This window comes from Actinomyces denticolens (assembly GCF_002072185.1).
GTDB lineage: Bacteria > Actinomycetota > Actinomycetes > Actinomycetales > Actinomycetaceae > Actinomyces > Actinomyces denticolens.
Genome location: NZ_MVIW01000011.1, coordinates 43,509 through 62,058 on the forward strand (window position 1 = coordinate 43,509; position 18,550 = coordinate 62,058).

At 71.5% G+C, this 18,550-nt stretch carries 17 protein-coding genes and 3 tRNA genes; 10 read left to right on the forward strand and 10 right to left on the reverse strand.

All coding sequences use genetic code 11. The features are described 5' to 3' along the window. Positions 1-2: 2 nt before the first annotated feature. A complete protein-coding gene (locus tag B1H55_RS04565; protein WP_080461608.1) occupies positions 3-1,292 on the reverse strand; it encodes a glycoside hydrolase family 3 N-terminal domain-containing protein in 1,290 nt (429 codons plus the stop codon). Between the two features lie 70 nt (positions 1,293-1,362). Next, positions 1,363-1,752: a metallopeptidase family protein gene (locus B1H55_RS04570; RefSeq protein WP_073453017.1), complete on the reverse strand. Its 390-nt coding sequence runs from the start codon at positions 1,750-1,752 to the stop codon at positions 1,363-1,365. A 128-nt stretch (positions 1,753-1,880) separates the two neighbouring features. Here B1H55_RS04570 and B1H55_RS04575 point away from each other — a divergent pair. From B1H55_RS04575 to B1H55_RS04585, 3 genes are all read left to right on the forward strand, one after another. Beyond that, positions 1,881-1,953 (forward strand) — tRNA-Glu (locus B1H55_RS04575). Positions 1,954-2,005: 52 nt separating this feature from the next. Beyond that, a tRNA-Asp gene (locus B1H55_RS04580) sits at positions 2,006-2,079 on the forward strand. Positions 2,080-2,127: 48 nt separating this feature from the next. After that, a tRNA-Phe gene (locus tag B1H55_RS04585) sits at positions 2,128-2,200 on the forward strand. Positions 2,201-2,242: 42 nt separating this feature from the next. Here the strand turns inward: B1H55_RS04585 and B1H55_RS12225 are convergent. Genes B1H55_RS12225 through B1H55_RS04615 form a run of 6 tightly spaced genes read right to left on the reverse strand, consistent with a single transcriptional unit; the run spans position 2,243 to position 9,106 of the window. Beyond that, positions 2,243-3,301: a 4Fe-4S dicluster domain-containing protein gene (locus tag B1H55_RS12225; RefSeq protein WP_096519385.1), complete on the reverse strand. Its 1,059-nt coding sequence runs from the start codon at positions 3,299-3,301 to the stop codon at positions 2,243-2,245. Beyond that, positions 3,294-3,983, reverse strand: coding sequence for a hypothetical protein (locus B1H55_RS04595; RefSeq protein WP_143221383.1), 690 nt, complete (start codon positions 3,981-3,983; stop codon positions 3,294-3,296). The genes B1H55_RS12225 and B1H55_RS04595 overlap by 8 nt, the downstream gene beginning before the upstream one ends. Next, positions 3,980-4,753 carry a TorD/DmsD family molecular chaperone gene (locus B1H55_RS04600; RefSeq protein ID WP_157750253.1) on the reverse strand — a complete coding sequence of 258 codons (774 nt, stop codon included), beginning with the start codon at positions 4,751-4,753 and terminating at the stop codon, positions 3,980-3,982. Before B1H55_RS04600 ends, B1H55_RS04595 begins: the two co-directional genes overlap by 4 nt. Continuing rightward, on the reverse strand, positions 4,750-5,772 hold the full coding sequence (locus tag B1H55_RS04605) for a dimethyl sulfoxide reductase anchor subunit family protein (RefSeq protein ID WP_077240552.1): 1,023 nt from the start codon (positions 5,770-5,772) through the stop codon (positions 4,750-4,752). Before B1H55_RS04605 ends, B1H55_RS04600 begins: the two co-directional genes overlap by 4 nt. Continuing rightward, positions 5,772-6,431 carry a DMSO/selenate family reductase complex B subunit gene (locus tag B1H55_RS04610; protein ID WP_073453027.1) on the reverse strand — a complete coding sequence of 220 codons (660 nt, stop codon included), beginning with the start codon at positions 6,429-6,431 and terminating at the stop codon, positions 5,772-5,774. The genes B1H55_RS04605 and B1H55_RS04610 overlap by 1 nt, the downstream gene beginning before the upstream one ends. Before the next feature lie 20 nt (positions 6,432-6,451). Next, the gene (locus tag B1H55_RS04615) at positions 6,452-9,106 is read right to left on the reverse strand and encodes a DMSO/selenate family reductase complex A subunit (protein ID WP_305790825.1); all 2,655 of its coding nucleotides are present in this window, start codon (positions 9,104-9,106) and stop codon (positions 6,452-6,454) included. Between the two features lie 281 nt (positions 9,107-9,387). Here B1H55_RS04615 and B1H55_RS04620 point away from each other — a divergent pair, with 281 nt between their 5' ends. The 7 genes from B1H55_RS04620 to B1H55_RS04650 all read left to right on the forward strand — a co-directional run bounded on the left by B1H55_RS04620 (position 9,388) and on the right by B1H55_RS04650 (position 16,537). After that, positions 9,388-9,696: a DUF6457 domain-containing protein gene (locus tag B1H55_RS04620; RefSeq protein ID WP_231952738.1), complete on the forward strand. Its 309-nt coding sequence runs from the start codon at positions 9,388-9,390 to the stop codon at positions 9,694-9,696. 132 nt (positions 9,697-9,828) lie between these two features. Beyond that, positions 9,829-11,127, forward strand: a complete 1,299-nt coding sequence (locus tag B1H55_RS04625; RefSeq protein ID WP_080461612.1) for a mechanosensitive ion channel family protein — start codon at positions 9,829-9,831, stop codon at positions 11,125-11,127. Further along, the gene (gene msrB / locus B1H55_RS04630) at positions 11,105-11,752 is read left to right on the forward strand and encodes a peptide-methionine (R)-S-oxide reductase MsrB (RefSeq protein WP_370427858.1); all 648 of its coding nucleotides are present in this window, start codon (positions 11,105-11,107) and stop codon (positions 11,750-11,752) included. The genes B1H55_RS04625 and msrB overlap by 23 nt, the downstream gene beginning before the upstream one ends. Positions 11,753-11,763: 11 nt before the next feature. After that, a complete protein-coding gene (locus B1H55_RS04635; protein ID WP_077240550.1) occupies positions 11,764-12,735 on the forward strand; it encodes an endonuclease/exonuclease/phosphatase family protein in 972 nt (323 codons plus the stop codon). A gap of 29 nt (positions 12,736-12,764) precedes the next feature. Beyond that, the gene (locus B1H55_RS04640) at positions 12,765-13,727 is read left to right on the forward strand and encodes an AEC family transporter (protein WP_077240549.1); all 963 of its coding nucleotides are present in this window, start codon (positions 12,765-12,767) and stop codon (positions 13,725-13,727) included. A gap of 90 nt (positions 13,728-13,817) precedes the next feature. Beyond that, the gene (locus B1H55_RS04645) at positions 13,818-14,729 is read left to right on the forward strand and encodes an EamA family transporter (RefSeq protein ID WP_077240548.1); all 912 of its coding nucleotides are present in this window, start codon (positions 13,818-13,820) and stop codon (positions 14,727-14,729) included. A 344-nt stretch (positions 14,730-15,073) separates the two neighbouring features. After that, positions 15,074-16,537: a DEAD/DEAH box helicase gene (locus tag B1H55_RS04650; protein ID WP_096519541.1), complete on the forward strand. Its 1,464-nt coding sequence runs from the start codon at positions 15,074-15,076 to the stop codon at positions 16,535-16,537. A gap of 121 nt (positions 16,538-16,658) precedes the next feature. Here the strand turns inward: B1H55_RS04650 and B1H55_RS04655 are convergent, their stop codons facing one another. Continuing rightward, on the reverse strand, positions 16,659-17,645 hold the full coding sequence (locus tag B1H55_RS04655; RefSeq protein WP_077240546.1) for a CAP domain-containing protein: 987 nt from the start codon (positions 17,643-17,645) through the stop codon (positions 16,659-16,661). A 182-nt stretch (positions 17,646-17,827) separates the two neighbouring features. Further along, complete coding sequence (locus B1H55_RS04660; RefSeq protein WP_077240545.1) at positions 17,828-18,487, reverse strand: NAD(P)H-dependent oxidoreductase; 660 nt, start codon at positions 18,485-18,487, stop codon at positions 17,828-17,830. Positions 18,488-18,550: the final 63 nt, after the last annotated feature.

Consider the following 18,550-nt stretch of genomic DNA (forward strand, 5'->3'; position numbering starts at 1 on the left):
GGTCATCCGCCCTGCCTGGCGCTCTTGAGCGCCAGGATCCGCCGGGCCGACTCATCGATCCGCGCCGCCAGCGCCGGATCGGACTGCGCGGCTGAGACGAGCGCCGTCGCCATGTCGCCCGCCACCGAGGCGTCGGCCGAGGCCAGGACGAGGTCGCAGCCCGCGCTCACTGCTTTCACCGCGCGCTCGCCCGCCCCCCAGTCCTGCACCTGGATGGCGGCCGAGACGTCATCGGTGATGATGACGCCGGTGAAGCCCATCTCGGTGCGCAGCATGTCCGTGACGATCGTGGAGGAGAAGACGGCGGGGGCGCCGGCGTCGATCTGCGGGTAGTAGGCGGAGGAGACCATGATGGCCTCGGCGCCGCCCGCGATCGCGTCCCCGAAGATCGCGACGGCGGGGTCCCCGGTGCGCGTGGTCGCGGAGTCGGTGACGCCCGAGGCGGTGTCGGTGTTCTCCTTGACCCTGCCCAGCCCGGGGAAGTGCTTGAAGACGGGAGTGACGCCGGCGGCGCGCATCCCCTCCGCGAAGGCCCTCGCCTGTGAGCTCACCGTGGCGGCGTCGTGACCGTACTCGCGGTGCCACTGGCCGATGGGGGCGTTGGACGTGGGGCCGGCGATGTCGACGAGGTCGGCGACCGGCGCCAGGTTCATCGTTACCCCGGCGCTCGCGAGCTCCTGGCCCCAGGCCGTGGCGGAGGCGACCAGCTGCTCGCGCGACTGCCCCGCCTGCTCGGTGCCCGACGGGATGGAGGAGAATCCGGAGCCGGACAGGACCTGGACATTCCCGCCCTCCTGATCAGTGGCCACGAGCATGGCGGTGCCGCGGGTGGCGGATTCGGCGAGCCCGGTGAACGCGGAGACGGTGCGGCTGATCGTGGGGGCGGGGGCGGTGGAGCGCCCGGACAGGAAGACATTGCCCACGTGATGGGCGGTCACGGCGTCCTTGGAGGCCTGCGAGGGGGTGGTGGCGTCCACGCCCACCATGAGGAGCTGCCCGACCTTCTCCTCCAGGGGCCAGCCCGCGAGCGGGTCATCGGGGGCCGTCGTCTCCGATGGCGCGGCGGTCGGCTCCTGGGCGGGCTCCGACGTCGTCTCGGCGGGGGAGGGCGCGTCCGACGGGCTCTGCTCGGGCGCGGCGCCGGAGTCCGAGGAGTCCTCGCCGCAGGCGGCCAGGCCCGCTGTTCCCAGCAGGGCCGCGATCAGCACGGGGCGCCGGCCCACGCGCGTCCGTCCGGCGCAGTGGGCGCCGGCCGCAGGGGTGGTGGCAGGGCTCGGGTCGAGGGACGTCATGCCCAGCACCCTAGAGGATGGCGCCGAGTCGGGGGAGCGGGTGGCGGCGAGTGGCGGAGTGCGGCGGGGCTCACTCCCAGCCGAGCTCGTGGAGGCGCTCATCGGAGATGCCGAAGTGGTGGGCGATCTCGTGGATGACGGTCACGGCGATCTCCTCGACCAGCTCCTCGCGGCTGTCGCACCAGCGCTCCAAGGGTCCGGAGAAGATGAGGATCCGGTCCGGCAGGACCCCGGACCAGCCGTCATCGCGCTCGGTCAGGGGGATGCCGTCGTAGCAGCCCAGGAGGGTGGGCAGACCGTCGTCGTCGTAATCCTCGGGGGTGAGCAGCTCGGCGTCGGGCTCGGCCTCGATGATGATGGCGGCGTTGTCGATCTGGTCGAGGAGGGCGCCGGGGATGAGGCCGAGACCGGCGTCGACGGCGTCCTCGAACTCCTCCGCGGTCAGGTGGGCCGGTGCCATGGCCTCATAGTGCCACGGTGCCATTCCGTCGTGGTGAGGCGACTCACGCCCGGCCGATTTGCGCGCCCTCGGCGGCGCCCCCTAAGGTTCTATCTGGTTCGAGGCGCGGCGACGCCAAGGGCATCTGGGCCCCCATCGTCTAGCGGCCTAGGACCCCGCCCTTTCACGGCGGTAGCACGGGTTCGAATCCCGTTGGGGGTACGGCTTGTGCGAGTGGAAGAACTCGAATAGAGTCCGGCTTCGTGCCACACGAGGCCTCGTGGCGCAGTTGGTTAGCGCGCCGCCCTGTCACGGCGGAGGTCGCGGGTTCAAGTCCCGTCGAGGTCGCGGAAGGGTCGGCCCGATCAGATGATGATCGGGCCGATCGCATCCCATGGCTCTGTAGCTCAGTTGGTAGAGCGTTCGACTGAAAATCGAAAGGTCACCGGATCGACGCCGGTCGGAGCCACGGCGATAACCCCTGGAACCCACAAGGCTCCAGGGGTTTCGCTCATCTCGGGATCCTGCGCCCGAGCCCGGTTCCGGCGCCCCGGGAGCGAAGCCCGGCAGCTTCTCCGGAATCCTCGACCGGGTTCCGGGAGCGGCGGATGGCGGCCACCACGCTCGCGGGCAGCTGGGCCAGCGCCTCTGCGGGCAGTTCCGCCCTGAAGGGGGAGCGCCGCCGCGCGGAGCACAGGGCGCAGAGCCCGCCCTCCCGAGCCGGATGCGGATTGCCGCAGTGATCGCAGGCCTTGACCTCCTGCACCTCCAAGACCTCATGGCGGTCGGCCCAGGCCTCGCGCAGTGACACCCGCCCCGCCGGGGCCAGCGCGGCCACGGGGCAGGCCTCGACGCAGGCTCCGCAGGAGCGGCACGCCGCCAGGTCATGGACGAGCCCCCGCAATGAGGCCCTCCCGGACTCCTCATCGTCACCCGGGGTGAGGATGAGTTCCAGGGCCCGCTCCGGGCAGGCAGCGGTGCAGACCCCGCAACTCGTGCAGTCCCGCGCCACGAGCCTGCGACCGGCGGCGCTGATCTCCGCCAGGGCATCGCGGTCGACGCGGGTCCGGCCCTCGGCCTCCAGACCGCTCAGCGCCGCCAATGCGCCTGCCTGCCCATCCGGTGGCGGCTCCGGCGGGTTCCCCAGGCGCAGAAGGCTCCTGCGGGGCAGCGGCATGGCATCGATTCGCAGCACCTCCCCCCGACGCAGCGGGTGCCGGCCGCCAGGAGTGTACGGACCGACGAGCCCCGGAGTGAGCCTCGCCCACAGGCTGATGATCAGAGCGCCACCAGGGCAGGCGACGGCCTCCACGCGGCGCGCTCCGGCATGGAGGAGCCGCGCCGCCAGACCGGCCCGCCCCACCGGGGCACCAGAGGCGCCGTCGACCGCATCATCCTTGTCCTGTGGTTCGCCGCCCCGGCACTCGCCCCCGCCCAGGCACTCGTCCCAGACGACGACGAGATCGTGGCGCCCCACCCTGGGCGGCGCGAGGCCCGCGCACACCAGGATGACTCGCTCGTAGGGGTCCCGCGAGCGCAGCAACTCCAGCAGCGCAGTCGGATCAGCCATCGCCCGGCGCCTGATCATCCGCCGTCCCCGCCGCCATGGGCGCTCGCTGGGAGCAGAGAGAGTCCGCTTCCGTGACCGCCCCGCGCAGCAGCGGCGCCAGTGCGGCGTACATACTCGTCCGCGCGTGCTCCTGCGCCTCGCGCGCCACCTGCTCGGCCAAGGGCCCCAGGCTCTCGCCGATGAGCCTCGCAAGCGCCGCTCGGAGAGCCTCCGCCTGTACGTGGTCCCCGGCATGGATCGCCTGGCCCCGAGCAGTGGCGAGGAACCCGGCGCGGGCCATGAGCGCGGCGATATGCCCGGTCGGCAGGCCCCCTGAATGCGGCGCTCGGAATCCCAGCGCCGAGCAGTCGGCGACGATGCTCGCAACTTCGTCGTCGGGGAGCACCGGGCTGATCCTCCCCGCCGGCCCGAGGAGGTCCTGGAAGTCCTCGTGCAGCGCCCCATCGCGGGCCAGCGCCACCGCGCGCAGCATCGCCACACCTGCCGCCGACTGCTCGTCGCGCAGAGGCCAGCGGTCAAGCATGTCGGCCTCGCGCAGGTTCTCCAGCAGCCCGGGCGACGGCGGCGCGGACGTCATCATCGACAGCACCGCCAGGGCAGTGGCGAGCCGGACGGCGCGGGCGCCGACATCCTCCTGGGCAGGTGCTTCGTAGGGCGTGAACGACTGCCGGGGCATGCTCACGCCCATCCCTGCCGACGGGCGATCCGCACTCGCGCGGGTTGGCCGGCGGGCGCCTCGATCCCGGCCGCCTCCACCCAGGTGGCCAGTGCGGCGAGGGTGAGGGAGCACAGGCCCCGCATCCAATTCGTACGGGCATGGGCGGCTGCCTCCTGGAGCATCGACGGTGCCCAGACGAGAAGGTGCTCCACGCTGAAGTCGCGGGCGCGCTCCACCTGGATGCCGGCCGCGCCGGCCTCCCCGCCCCCCAGCGAATCCGCGGCGGCAGCGCAGCAGCGGGCCACGAACTCCAGCTCCAGGCCGAGGTGGTCGTCAGGCTCACGGCCCAGATGGGGCGCCCGCAGGCCCGCGGCCCGGAATTCCTGGCGCACCTGGAGGGTGTGGGTATCGAAAACCAGTCCCTCCTCCCCACGATGAACCGACTCGAAAGGCGGTACGATCGCGCCGCGACTGATCCCATACAGGGCGTCCTGGTCCCCCGCGGTGGCCTCCTGCGTCTCGCCGTCGGCGAGGGAGGCCGCCAGGAGCGCCTTCGCCCTCCTGGCGAGTTCGGCCGTCTCCTCGCTCACCGGCAGCGCGTCGAGAGGCCATTCCTCCAGGAGGGGGACGACGTCGGCTCTTTCCTCGGCGCTGGCGGGGGCCAGGTGCAGACGGCCGAGGGCTCCGAGCGCTGCGGCGAGGGCATCGAGATCATCGATGCTCAGGGCCCGGCGGCCCGCCCCTTTCCAACCTTGCTGTGAGCCCGCGACGCTCCGTGCATCATCCGGGGTCACTGCCCCAGACCCGTCTGCAGCGTGTTGATCCCGACATGGAACAAACCCTCGTAATGGATGGCGCGCCCCATGAGCTCGGTGACCACGGCCATGATGCAGGCCACGATCATCACCCACACCAGGACGCGCGAGGGCTGCGAGGACTCCTTCGCCCGCTGATGGGCCACGAGCCTGATCAGCACCACGACGGCGGCCAGCAGCACCAGTCGCACGCCCAGCACGGGCCCTTCGGAGAGGCCCGCGAGCACATGGTCGGCGGCTTCTTCCTCCCCACTTCCCGCGCCGGCCAAGCGCATGAGGCAGAAGGGGTAGGCGACGAGCAGTAGCGCTCCGGCGACTGACGCGATGGCGGCGGTGAGCTGAATCGATCGGGCGATGAGCCCCGAGCAGTCGGCGTCCATGGGCTCCTCGCGCGTGACCTGGAGGCGTTCGAGGAACCGGCTCCACGCCGTCCGCGCGCCCCACTTCTCGCGAACCCGCTGCCTCGTCCAGGAGAAGAGCAGGGCGACCCCGACGGCGAGCGGCCCGGTCAGCAGCGTGGAGCCGACGAACAGCATCCAGGTCGCGGGGGTGTGCCATGCCGGGATGGTGCGCACGGAGTAGTAGACGCAGGTCATCGCGATGACGAGCCCCGCTCCCGACAGCGCGGTGAGGACCGCCAGCGCCTGGCGGGCGCGCCGGGGCCCCCAGGAGAACCACTCCATCGCGGTGGTGAGGAGGCCGAGCGCGCCGTAGAGAACGCCGAAGGCGATCTCACGGCTCAGCCAGGACGTGCCGACGTGCCGGAAGGTGCTCAGCGCGTGAAAGGGGTCGTTCAGGTGGAAGAAGGCGGCCAGGAACCCCAGCACGAGGAGGGGGCCGACGGCGAAGGCCGCGGCATGGGTGACGCGATCGATGCTCGCCGCGGGAATCCTGCGCACCGCTCCGTAGGACTGGATGAGCACCAGCGTGAGAAATGCCCCCACTGACATCTGGGCCAGGACCGTGAACAGGATCATCGGCAATTCGGCGGCATTCATCAGATCTCCTTGGGGTTCATGATGGCGCCCGTGCCGCCGTCCCAGCGCTGCGCATCGCGGTGAGGCTTGATGACCAGATGGGGCTTGGTGAAGGACGGGTCGGGCAGAGGCGAGATCCCCGCCTCATCGCCGTGCTCGGCGCGCAGTTCCTCGATGGGCCCCCAGTGCAGGGCGCGGGAGGGGCAGGCGTCCACGCATGCCGGGTCCTGGCCGGTGGAGCGGTAGTCGTAGCACAGGTCGCACTTGGACATGTGGCCGGTGCGGGGGTCGAGCTGCGGGGCGCCGTAGGGGCAGGCCCACTGGCAGTAGCGACAGCCCACGCACTTGTCGCCATCGACGTACACCGTGCCGTCGTCGCGTCGACTCATCGCCGTCGTCGGGCAGACCTCCACGCAGATCGGGTTCTCGCAGTGATTGCAGGACACGGAGGTGTAGTAGGTGAAGACATCGGGGACGAAGGTGTCGCCGTCGATCCGCCAGGAGCCGCCGGCGTACTCCACCACGCGGCGCCAGGTGACGCCCACGGGCAGGTCGTGCTTGTCCTTGCAGGCCACCTGGCAGGCCTTGCAACCCGTGCACAAGGTCTGATCAAGGTAGAAGCCGTAGTCCGCTCCGGGGCGGGTCAGGGAGTCATCGGCGGTGTCCGCGTACTCAGTCATCGTCCTGGTTCCTTTCCGCTTCAGGCCTTGACGACCTGGACTGCCGAGGTATGGACGGCATTGCCCTTCGCCAAGGGCGAGGGATGCAAAGAGGTCAGCGTGTTGACCGAGCCGTTGACATCGACAGGATGGTCGGGGTTGGCGCCGGGCGGTGGGGCCACCTCGGAGGCGGGACGGGGGTCGTACCACGCGCCTTGGGGAACGTCGACGACGCCGGGCACGATCCTCTCGGTCACGCGAGCCTCGATGCGGATGGTGCCGCGGTCGTTGTAGGCGAAGACGAGGTCGCCATTCTTGATGCCCCGCGGTGCGGCGTCGATGGGGTTGATGGCCAGGTACTGGTGGTGCGCCTCCCTCATCCAATCCACGTTCCCGTAGGTGGAGTGAGTGCGCTGGCGGTAGTGGTGCCCGATGATCTGCAGAGGGTACTTCTCCGACTCCCGGGTCTCCAGCGCTCCCTCCCAGGTCGCGGTGAACTCGGGGATGGGGGCCAAGTGATCCCCGGGCAGCGGCTCGCGGAAGGTGTCCCAGGTCCACTTCTCCCCCATGGCGGCCAGGCGGGAGGAGTAGATCTCGATCTTTCCCGACGGCGTGGGGAGTGGATTGGCCACGGGATCTGCGCGGAAGTCCTCCAGGGGGATGACTGGGCCGACGTTCTTGCGGAAGAGACCCATCTCGACCCAGTCGTCGTAGGTGGGCAGATCGGGGTCCTTGGTGCGTGACTTCTCCACGATCTCGCGCAGCCAGCCCTCGCGGTCCTTGCCCTCGTAATACTCGTCGCCGACGCCGAGCTCCGTGGCCAGCGCGCCGCAGATGTCGAACACGGAGCGGCATTCGTAGAGCGGTTCGATGGCCTGACTGGACATGATGCCGTAGGCCATGGGAGAGGCGTTCTCCCCGGGATGGAGGTCGAATTCCTCGGCCGTAGAGGTCCCCGGCAGGACGTAGTCGGCGTAGCGGGCCGAGACGGTCATCTGGATATCGCATACGACGATGAGCTCGCACTTCGTGTCATCGCGCAGGATCTCAACGGACAGATTGTTCTGCCCTGTCTGATTGACGAGCGAGTTCCCGGAGTATTGCCACACCATCTTGATCGGAGAGCTCAGGCCCACGTTCGTAGGGTTACCGGCCTCGTCCACCGGGACCTTGGCCGCGCGAACGCCGGGTTCCGGTTTCTCGCAGACCCCGGCGTTGAAGGTGTCCATCTGCTCTCCGTGGTCGATGGCGTCGAGCCAGGAGAACACTGAGATGATGCGGTTGGAGGGGTTCGTCTTGCCGGTGAGGAAGGTGCGGTCCAACTTGAGGGAGGGGGCTCCCTCGCGGCCACCGGTGCCTCCACCGGGAATACCGGGATTGCCGGTGACGCAGGCCAGCAGGAAGATCGCTCGCGAGGTGTTCTCCCCGTTGGCATGGCGCTGCGGTCCCCAGCCCTGATTGATCGCGCAGGGCTTGGCGGACGCGATCTCGCGGGCGAGTCTGCGGATGCGCTCGGCCGGAACCCCGCAGATGCCGGCCGCCCACTCGGGTGTCTTCTCGACGCCGTCGGCGCCCTTGCCCTCGATGTAGGAGCGGTAGGAGGAATTGGCTGGAGCGCCGGGCGGCATGTGAGCCTCGTCGAAGCCGATGCAGTACTTGTCGAGGAATGCCTGGTCGTGCAGGTTCTCCTTGAGCATCACGTGGATCAAGCCGGCCACGAGTGCGGCGTCGGTGCCGGGGCGCAGAGCGATCCAGTCGTCGCCGAGCAGCGCGGCGGTCTCGGAGTAGCGCGGATCGATGATGATCGTGCGCACGGAGGTCTGCTTCTTGACCTGCTGGGAGACGAAGGTCCAGCCGCCTCCGGACATGCGGGTCTCCAGAGGGTTATTGCCGAAGTAGACCTGGAGCTTGGAGTGAGCAGCGTCATCCAGGGAGTTCGACGCCGTCCAGTCCCCGTAGAAATAGGGGTAGGCGGCGGTGATCTCCGTGGTGGAGTAATCGGAGTAGTGATCCAGATAGCCGCCCCAGCAGTTCATCATCCGGGCGAAGGGCGTCTGGTCCGGCGGCCAGGAGCAGGCCATCGTGGAGCCGAGTGTGCCAGTGCCGTAATTGATGTAGAAGGCCTCATTGCCGTGGCGGGACTTGATGTCCCTCATCTTCGCGGCGATCTCGCTGATGGCCTGCTCCCAGGGGATCTCCTCCCATTGGCCGTCACCGCGCTCGGTGCCCTCCTTGCGCTTGAGGGGCTTCTTGAGGCGGTCGGGGTTGTAGATGCGGTGGCGGATGGAGCGTCCGCGCACGCACGCCCGCACGCGCTGGGAGCCCAGGGAGTCATCACCGGTGTTGTCCGGAAGGACCCGCACCACTGTGCCGTCCTTGACCTGGAGGCGCAGGGGGCAGCGCGAACCGCAATTGACCGTGCAGGCGGACCAGACGATCTTATCCGCGTCGGCCATGCCCTCGGCCTGCTCCGCCCGGGCGGGCGCGCCGATCCCCGGCATGCCCAGGTCCGTGGCGGCGGCCACGAGTCCGGCGGTCCCGGCGGCGACCGCCGACCATGCGAGTACGGAGCGGCGCTTGGGACGCGGGCCGGCGGGGCTCTGCGGACCCTGCGCCGCTCCGGCGGGTGGCGTCATCGTGGGGGCGGTGGCTGATGGGGGCAGAGGCGCGGACTGCGCCTGGTCGCCTGTGGGCATCGCGGCCTCTCCTCATTGAGGGAACGCTCAGGGAACGGGTTCAGATCGCCCACCACGCTAGACGACAGGAGTGGAGCGGGATGCCCGAAATGGTGGAGTCGCAGGTGGAGTGTGCTTCTGAGCCACTGCTGCGCGCTCTCGATGAGGTGAGATATCGACAAAGACCGTGTGCATAATTCTATTGCGGGAGGCAGCGGGAAGCCGCTGCGTGTATCGTGCCTCTCGATGGTCGGCGCATCGGTGTTCTTCTCGACGATGCTCACGATGGAGAGGAGGCGTCCGTGCCTGTTGAGCCCGTGCGCGGGGCGCGCAAGCGGAGTGGCCACGACGACGAGGCCCGCCGGATGTTCCAGATGGAGCGCTGGCTCGACGCTCTGTGCGCCGAGATCGGGAGCGATCGCGCGATCATCGACGCCCACCGGGATGAGCTCCTCCACCTCGTCTCAACCGTCGCCCACGGCCCATCACGTCCTGCTGCGCCCATGACGGCATTCATCATCGGCTGGGCGGCCGCCAGCACGGGGGAGGACGTCTCCGGACTCGTCGCACGCGCCGAGGCGCTCGCCGCCAGGTGGCAGGCTGATCGGTGAGCGCGAGCGCGCCGCTCAGGAGCGGCGCCTCCGATCCGCGACGGCGATCATGGACGCCGGAGGGCCCATCGGCCATCCTTCATCGACCCCCGCATGAGGCGGCTCCGGGCCCCTCCTCAGTACGCTGTGCTCATGACGACGCCGCCGGTTCCCTCCCCGACCCCGATCCCCAGTCCGTCGGCCACCCCGATCCCCTCGCCCCCGCTCGACCCCTCGGCCACGCCCACCCCGAGCGTCACCGCCACCCCCGGGACCGTCGAGGTCGCCGTCGAGGCCACCTTCGACGTGGCGGCCCTGGCGGTGAAGGTCCTGCTGTTCGCGCTGGCGGGCGCGCTCATCGCCGTCGCCATCGTCTTCGCCCTGCGCGTCATGGCGCGGCGCCGCGGCTACTACACGCACTTCGTGGAGCACTGCCGTACGCCGCTGGTCATCCTGGGAGGCGCCCTGGGCGGCTACTTCGGCTGCCAGTTCGCCGCCGGGAGCAGTGACGCGCCCGAGTGGACCAGCGACGCCCTCCACATCCTGCTCATCGGCGTCATAGCGGCGTCGACCCTCCTCGTCGTCTCCCTGACAAAGGCCGTCGAGGCGCTCGTCGTCGAGGGGGTGCGCGCCCGCGGCGAGCCCGGGCGCACCAACCGGGTGACGACCCAGGCCCAGATCCTGCGGCGCGTCGCCAAGGCCATCATCATCATCTGCGGGCTGGTCGGCGTCATCATGACCTTCCCCGCCGCCCGGGTCGCCATGGGATCCCTCCTGGCCTCCGCCGGCATCCTCTCGGTGGTCATGGGCCTGGCCGCCCAGTCCGCCCTGAGCAATGTCTTCGCCGGCATCCAACTGGCCAGCACCGATGCCATGAGAGTGGGGGACACCGTCGTCGTCCAGAAGGACCAGCAGGGCGTCGTCGAGGAGATCACGCTGACCTACGTGGTCATGCGGACCTGGGACGACCGCCGCCTCATCCTCCCCTCCACGCACTTCACCCAGAACCCCTTCGAGAACTGGTCCCGACGCTCCGCCCAGTACACGGGCTCGGTGGACCTCGCCCTCGACTGGCGCGCCCCCATCGAGGCGATCCGCGCCCAACTCGCGCATGTCGTCGCCGGTACCCCGCTGTGGGACGGGCGCCTGGCCTCCCTCTCCGTCCTCGACACCTCCACCGCGACGGTCATGCTGCGCATCGCCGTCTCCGGGCGCAACCCCATCGACGTCGCCAATCTGCGCGCCCATGTGCGCGAGGAGATCCTCGTCTGGTTGCAGCGCGAGGCCCCCGAGGCCCTGCCGCGCACCCGCATCCGCATCGAGACGGCCCAGGGCGCGTCCGCCGTCGCCGAGCTGGAAGGGCCCGGCGCCGAGGGCCAGGGACAGGACGACGGCGGAGCAGATGGTTCGGAGCCGATGGCGTCCGCGGATGGCGCGGTTCCCGGATCGTGAAAACAGCGCCGTCGGGCTCGCGCTAACGGCGCGGGCGGGCGACCATGGGCCCGTGAGCACCACGAGCAACCCGACCACGCCAGCACCGGACCGCACCTCCGCCGGGGAGACCGGAACCGACATCCCCCGTCTGGACCCGGCGGCCATCGCCCGCACCGACGCCCAGTGGCGCGCCCTCCTGGACCCCATGGAGTACCACGTGCTGCGCGAGGCCGGCACCGAGCGGGCCTTCACCGGCGCCCTCCTGGATGAGAAGCGCGTCGGCGTCTACCGGTGCCGGGGCTGCGGTGCCGAGCTCTTCCGCTCGACCACCAAGTTCGAGTCCGGATGCGGCTGGCCCTCCTTCTACGACCCCGCCGACTCCCGGGCGGTCACCCTCCTGCGCGACACCTCCCACGGCATGGTGCGCACCGAGGTGCGCTGCGCCGCCTGCGACTCCCACCTCGGCCACGTCTTCGACGACGCCCCCCACACGCCCACCGGCCAGCGCTACTGCATGAACTCCGTGAGCCTCACCTTCGAGGCCGACGATGGCTCCTCCGACGGCGACGACGGCGAGCCCGAGGCCGCTGCGGACGGGGGCGCAGGACGGCGTCACTGGCTTCGACGCGTCGGGCGGGCATAGAGTCGGTTCCCGTGATCCGGGTGCTCAGCCTCAACCTCCAGCACTGCCTTCCTGGCGCCGGGGCCGAGCACGACAGCGGCACCGCCTCCTTGGCGGGAGCCGATATCACCGACCCCGCCGCCGCACGGACCGTGCTGGAGGCGCTCGCAGAACAGATCTCCGCGCTCGCCCCCGACGTCGTCGCCCTCCAGGAGGTCGATATGCGCCAGAGGCGCTCCGGCGGTCTCGACCAGGCCGGCGAGCTCGCCCGCCTGCTCGGCTGGGAGCACCACCGCTTCGCCGCCGCCTGGGCCGGGCCCGTGGTCGGCCTGCGGCGCCGCCCCCTGCGCTCGTCCCTGGAGCGCGCCTGGGATGACATCCTCGCCCCCCTCCACCTGATCAAGGGCCGCGGGCCCGCCGGATTCGGCAACGCGATCCTGTCCCGCCTGCCCGTGTGCTCCTGGCACGTGCGCCGCCTCGGCAGGGGCCCGGCCACCCTCAGTCGACGGGGCGAACGCGCCTGGAGCCCCCGCTCCTACCGCCTCGAGACCTCCACCGCCCGCACCATGCTCGCCGCCCGGATCGAGGTCCCCGGGGACGGCGGAGTCGGCTCGATCACCCTGGCCTCCACGCATCTGGCCACGCGCACCGGCATGGCCGCCCGGCAGCTCGCCGCCGCCTGGGCGGCTCTGACCACCCTGCCCGGGCCGCGCCTACTCGCGGGCGACCTCAACATGGGGCCGGGCGGCGTCGCGGCGACGGGGGTGGCCCGTCCCCTGGGGGAGGGGGCGACGTTCCCCGCCTGGGCGCCCCGCGAGCGCATCGATCACCTCCTCACCGATCCCTGGCCCATGGGTGCCGACGGGATGCCGGGAGCGCCGGGCACCGCGCTCTCCCCGGGCTCGACGGACGCGCCCCTCCTGCGCGCGGTCGCCTGGGGGACCCGCGCCTTCGTCGTCTCCGACCATGCGGGCGCCTGGGCCGACCTCGAGCCGGTCCCGTGAGCCCGCCGTGCTGAGACCGTGATGAGACGATGCTGAGGATCATCAGCGGACTGGCGGTCTTCGCCGTCGTCATCACGATCGGGTGGGTCCTCGGGCGCACCGGCGCGCTCCCGCCCCGATCCGATCGCGTGCTCACGCGCCTTGCCTTCTTCGCCGCCACCCCCGCCCTCATGCTGACGACGCTGGCGGGCGCCGACCTGGGCGCCGTCGTCTCCGCGCGGGCGCTGGCCGCGATCATCGCCGAGCTGCTGACGATTGCCGGCGCCTGGGCAGTGCACCGGTGGGTGCTGGGGCGCGGCACCGCCGACGCCCTCATCGGGGCTCTGGCCTCGGGCTACGTCAACGCGGCGAACCTGGGGATCCCGGTGGCGATCCTCGTCGTCGGCGATGTGACACCGATCGCGCCGATCCTCCTGCTCCAGCTCATCGTCCTGACCCCGGTCTCCTTCGCGATCCTCGACGTCATCACCGGCAGGCGGGGTCAGACCGCCCTGCGGCGCGCCACCGCGCCACTGCGCAACCCGCTCCTCATCGGCGTGGCGACGGGCACCGCCCTCAACCTGGCCGGGTGGGACCTGGCCGGGATCGCCGGAGGGAGCCCTGCCGAGGTCCTGGGCCTGCTGGGCCGCATGGCGGTCCCCCTCATGATGCTCTCCCTGGGGTTGAGCCTGGCCGACTCGCAGCGCGAGCGCCGGATGGGACCGGAGCCGCTCGGGAGGGTGACCGAGCCCGCCGGTCCGGCGCTGTGGTGCGCGGTGGGCTGGAAACTGTTCGTCGCGCCACTCATCGCTCTCGCCGTCGGCGGCCTCATGGGACTGCGGGGCCAGGCGCTGCTCGTGCCCGTCACTACGGCCTGCCTGCCCACCGCGCAGAACATCTTCATGTACGCCTCCCGATACGAGCGGGCCACCGGCCTCGCCCGGGACACGGTCCTCATCACGACGGCGGGATTCGCCCCCGTCGTCCTCCTCGCCGCTGCCCTCCTGGGCTGAGGGGCCGGGCGCGCAGCCAGGCTCCCGGGGAGGATGCGCGCTCGGGGAGCCCCGTGCCGGAGCGGTCGGCACGAGCGAGACAATGGGCCCGTGCTCCCCTACCCGCCCCGCCAGCACGGGCGTCAGTCCGGCAGGATCGGCGCAGCGCTGACGGCCGTTCCCGCACCGGGCATCTTCATCGCCACAGCCGTGTCCACCTACATCGGCGCCGGATTCGCGGTGGGCCTGTTCGGCGTCATGCCACCGGTGACAGTCGCCTGGTGGCGCGTGACCATCGGCGCCCTGGCGCTGCTCGCCTGGAGACGGCCCTGGGGAGATCGGCTGAGGGGGCGCGGGTACGCCTGGACGCGCCGGGCGCTGGGAGCGGCGGCCGCCTTCGGCGTGGCCACGGCGACGATGAACGTCCTCTTCTACGCGTCGATCTCCTACCTGCCCATGGGCACCGCCGTCTCCCTGGAGTTCCTGGGGCCGGTGATCGTCGCCATCCTCACCGGCAGGGGCTGGAGGCCGAGGATCGCCGCGGCGCTCGCGATGGCCGGTGTGGCCTCGATCTCCGGGGTGGGCCTGGACATCTCCGATCCCGCCCATCGGGCGGGCATGCTCCTGGCCCTGGCGGCGGGACTCGCCTGGGCCTGCTACATCCTCCTCGGGCACAGGGTCGCCACCAGTGGGGCGGGGCTCGACGCGCTCGCGGTGGGGACGGCGGCAGGCGCGCTGTTCTACACGCCCCTGGCGGCTCCGACGGCGTCGGGGGCCTTCAGCTCGGCGGGGACGGCGGCGGCGGTGCTCGGGGTCGCGGTGCTCTCCACGGTGATCCCCTACGCCCTCGACCAGATCAACCTGGGGCGCCTGAACGCAGATGCATTCAGCCTCCTGGCCTCCCTCATGCCGGCGACCTCGATGGTGGTGGGAATCATCATGCTGCGCCAGATGCCCAATATCGGGGAACTCGCCGGCCTCGTCCTCGTCAGTCTCGCCGTTGCCCTGGCCGGGCGGTCCTGAAGCGATTGGCTGCGGGGCCGGTCTCCGGGGGCGACCGCCCCGCCGCCCTTCGCCGCCCCCGTCCCGTCGTCCCGTGCCCCATCGATCCCCGTGCCGCGCGCTCGTCGGGCGACGGGGGTCACAGGTCTCGTCGGCTGCCGAGCGGCGCGGGTCATGGCGGGGCGGGCGTCGGGCCTGAGATGATGACGCCCGGCCCGGCGCCATGCCGTGGCCAGGCTGGCGCCCCGGCTCCGGCTCGCCCAGGCCCCGTGCGGGCGGGCGACGCCGTCGAGCCCCGATACCGGCACCCCGCAGTGCTGCGCCCGCCCACCGGCGGCGCCGCCCCGATCCAGACAGGACCCCTCGTGCCCGCCACCCGCAAGCGCCCCAGCGCGACCGCCTCCTCCACCGCACCCGGCTCCGCTGTCCAGGAGTCCGCCCCCACCTTCGCCGGGCTCGGCGTCGACCCCGACCTCGCCGCCGACCTCGCCGCGCGTGGCTTCGCCTCCCCCTTCCCCATCCAGTCCGCGACCCTGCCCGACACCCTCGCCGGCCGCGACGTCCTCGGCCGGGGCCGCACCGGCAGCGGCAAGACCCTCGCCTTCTCACTGCCCCTCGTCCAGCGCCTTGCCGACGAGGACTGCGCCCGTGCCGGCCATCCCATCGGCCTCGTCCTGGCGCCCACCCGTGAGCTCGCCCTCCAGATCGCCGAGACCATCAAGCCCCTCGCCGCGGCACTCGATATGACCGTCACCACGATCTTCGGCGGCGTCAACCAGAACCCGCAGGTCAAGGCCCTGCGTGCGGGAGTGGACATCGTCGTCGCCTGCCCCGGACGGCTCCTCGACCTCATCGCCCAGGGCCACTGCTCCCTCGACGAGGTGAGCATCACCGTCATCGATGAGGCCGACCACATGGCCGACCTCGGCTTCCTGCCCAGCGTGCGCCGCATCCTGCGCGCCACCCCCGCCGACGGCCAGCGGATGCTCTTCTCTGCCACCCTCGACAACGGCGTCGACGCCATCGTCCGCGAGTTCCTCCACAACCCCCTCCAGCACGCCGTCGACCCCGCCTCATCCCCGGTGACGGACATGGACCACCGGGTGTGGCTCCTGGCGGACAAGACCGCCAAGGACGGCGTCGTCACCCGCCTCGCCTCCGGCACCGGCCAGCGCATCCTCTTCACCCGCACCAAGCACCTCGCCCGCCGCCTGGCCCGCAAACTGGTGAGCGCCGGAATCCCCGCCGTCGAACTGCAGGGGAATATGAGCCAGGGCGCCCGCGAGCGGGCCATGGGGGCCTTCACCTCCGGGGCCGTTCGCGTCATGGTCGCCACCGATATCGCCGCCCGCGGCATCGACGTCAGCGGCGTCGAGCTCGTCGTCCACGTCGACCCGCCCGCCGAGCACAAGGCCTACCTGCACCGCTCCGGCCGCACCGCCCGCGCGGGCGCCTCGGGCACCGTGGTCACCCTCGTCCTGCCCGAGCAGCGCAAGGACGTCCAGGTCCTCCTCAAGAAGGCCCGCATCAAGGCCGAGATGGAGCGCGTGCGCCCCGACGACGACGCCGTCACCGCACTCGTCGGCGAGCAGGCCGAGCGCGTCGCCGCCGAGGACATGCCCGACGGCGTCGCCATCAAGGGAGGCCGGCCCACCGGCGTCGGCGCCCAGGCGCCGGCCCGCGGCGCGCACGGACGCAGAGCGGGGGAGGCCTCCCGCGCCGGCTCCCGCCACGGGGCGCGTCACGGCGGGCGCCGCACCGGGGCCGGGCAGAAGGCGCAGCAAGGGCAGAAGCGCTCATCGCACCGGGGCCGTCGCTCGGGGCGCTGACCTCCGGGCGACTCCCCTCCTCGCCGGCCTCAACGGTCATGGGCCGCCTGAGAACCCGACTCAGGCGGCCCACTCGCGTTCACCGTGGCCGCAGCAGGGCGCCCCAGCCGCCCCTCGGTGTCTACTTGGCGCTTAGGATCTCGCGCAGGCCGCGGAGCAGCGAGTCCAGGGATGACTCCGACGACGAGGGGTCCTGCGGCTTGGTGGCTGCTGCCCCGAGGTTGTTCGTCGCCGTCGTCGAATCAGCGGGTGCCGGCGCGGCCGACGCCGACGCGCCGGCCGGCTCCGAGGCGGTGGGCGTCGGGGCCTGGTGGCCCGCGGGGACGGAGGAGGCCGAACCGCCACCGTTGGCCAAGGTGACGTCGTAGATCCCGGACCAGCCCACCGACTCGGCCGAAGCTGAGCGGGCCCACAGGCCCTCACCGGTGAAGTACCCGGCCGAGGCGGCGAAGCCGATGTTCGTGACCATCGGGTTGAGCAGGGTGTGCAGATGCCCGGTCTCGTGGTTCCAGGCGCCGCCGGCAGCGACCAACTTGTCGTACTCGCCGGCCCAGATCCCGATGCCGGTGGAGATCGTGGCCGACTGGTCCGTCGTCGCCGCCAGGATCTCGAAGGTCCCGTTGACCACGTCACCGATCCGGGCCGTGTTGTAGGACTCGCCATTGGGGCGGCTGTGCTCGATCCTCCCCATCTCCAGGCACTCCACGAGGCGCTGCACGCAGATGCGCTCCATGTCCTGGTCCCAGACCAGTGCGTCCGCGTAGGCCTCGGCACTCGCATAACCCTGGGCCTGGGCGTAGCTCTGGACGGTACCGCCGGTCGAGCCGTCGACGCTGAGCAGCGGCGGGTTCTTGACCCACATGTCCAGGCGCAGCCGGCGCACGGCCGCCATGGACTCGGAGTGGACCGATGGCTGGTCCAGGACCACGGCGCGCGTCCCCACGCCGCCCGAGCCCAACTGCACGCCGGTGTCCAGCCGGCTGGAGGCGACGGCACTCGGGGCGATGACGGCGGAGCCTCCGAGGATCGCCGCGCCGCCGGCGGCAATCAGGCCGCCGACCTTGAGGGCGTCGCGTCGTGAGGCGGACAGTGCGCGGGTGGTCGTCACAGGATTCTCCTTGCATCGGGGTCGCGGTGCGCCGGCCACCCTAGCTGGCCTGTTCATGACCTTCACGGGATCGTGAGCGAGGTCGCGCGGTGTCCGCTCTCCGCAGACCCGCGGGTGGTGGTGGCCACGGCCCGCCCGCGAGCGTCCCACGACGGCCTCCCCCGGTCCCCGTGCTGGGTCCCTCAGCGGGTCCTGGCCACCGCCGCGTCCTTGCGGGCCGCCGTCGCCACCTGCTCCAGGAAGGCCATGCGGCGCGCGGGTGTGTCCTTCTCACCCTCCATGCCGCCCAGGACGAGGCGCTGCGTCGTCCTGATCCCGCAGTAGCCGAGCACGGCACGGCTCACCCTCCACACCGACATCCCCGGCGAGCGCGTCCATGCCGCCGGGCCATGGGAGGTGGTGATGATCGTGGCGGTGCGGCCCATGAGGAGCCTCTCCGGCGAGAGCTTCCCGGTGCGGTAGCGGTAGGCGATTCCCGGGGTGAGGACGCGGTCGAACCAGCCCTTGAGGAGGGAGGGCTCGGCGGACCACCAGGTCGGGAAGACCAGGGTGAGGTGATCGCAGTCGATGAGCGCCTCCTGGGAGCGGTTGATGAAGGCGTCGTCGGGCATGTGCTCGCGGTAGCCGAATCGCAGGACCGGGTCGAAGCTCTCGCCGGCCAGGTCCAGGAGCGTCACCTGCGCGCCCGCCTCCTCGGCCTGCGCGGCGTAGGCCTGGGCCTGGGCGTGCGAGAAGCTCTTGGCGTCCGGGTGCCCGGCGACGACGAGGATGCGCGGGCCGCTCGAGGCGCTGGGCGGGTCGAAGGGGCCGGTCCGACTGCTTCCATGGGGATCAGGGCTCATGCCTCCAGGCTATCCAGAGGGGCGATGGCCAGGCCAGGGGCCGGGAGCTCCGGGTGCCCGGAC

Coding starts and splice junctions, on each gene's coding strand:
- B1H55_RS04565 (WP_080461608.1), bottom strand. CDS start 1,292: ATGACGTCCCTCGACCCGAGCCCTGCCACCACCCCTGCGGCCGGCGCC.
- B1H55_RS04570 (WP_073453017.1), bottom strand. CDS start 1,752: ATGGCACCGGCCCACCTGACCGCGGAGGAGTTCGAGGACGCCGTCGAC.
- B1H55_RS12225 (WP_096519385.1), bottom strand. CDS start 3,301: ATGGCTGATCCGACTGCGCTGCTGGAGTTGCTGCGCTCGCGGGACCCC.
- B1H55_RS04605 (WP_077240552.1), bottom strand. CDS start 5,772: ATGAATGCCGCCGAATTGCCGATGATCCTGTTCACGGTCCTGGCCCAG.
- B1H55_RS04610 (WP_073453027.1), bottom strand. CDS start 6,431: ATGACTGAGTACGCGGACACCGCCGATGACTCCCTGACCCGCCCCGGA.
- B1H55_RS04615 (WP_305790825.1), bottom strand. CDS start 9,106: ATGCCCACAGGCGACCAGGCGCAGTCCGCGCCTCTGCCCCCATCAGCC.
- B1H55_RS04625 (WP_080461612.1), top strand. CDS start 9,829: ATGACGACGCCGCCGGTTCCCTCCCCGACCCCGATCCCCAGTCCGTCG.
- msrB (WP_370427858.1), top strand. CDS start 11,105: ATGGCGCGGTTCCCGGATCGTGAAAACAGCGCCGTCGGGCTCGCGCTA.
- B1H55_RS04640 (WP_077240549.1), top strand. CDS start 12,765: ATGCTGAGGATCATCAGCGGACTGGCGGTCTTCGCCGTCGTCATCACG.
- B1H55_RS04660 (WP_077240545.1), bottom strand. CDS start 18,487: ATGAGCCCTGATCCCCATGGAAGCAGTCGGACCGGCCCCTTCGACCCG.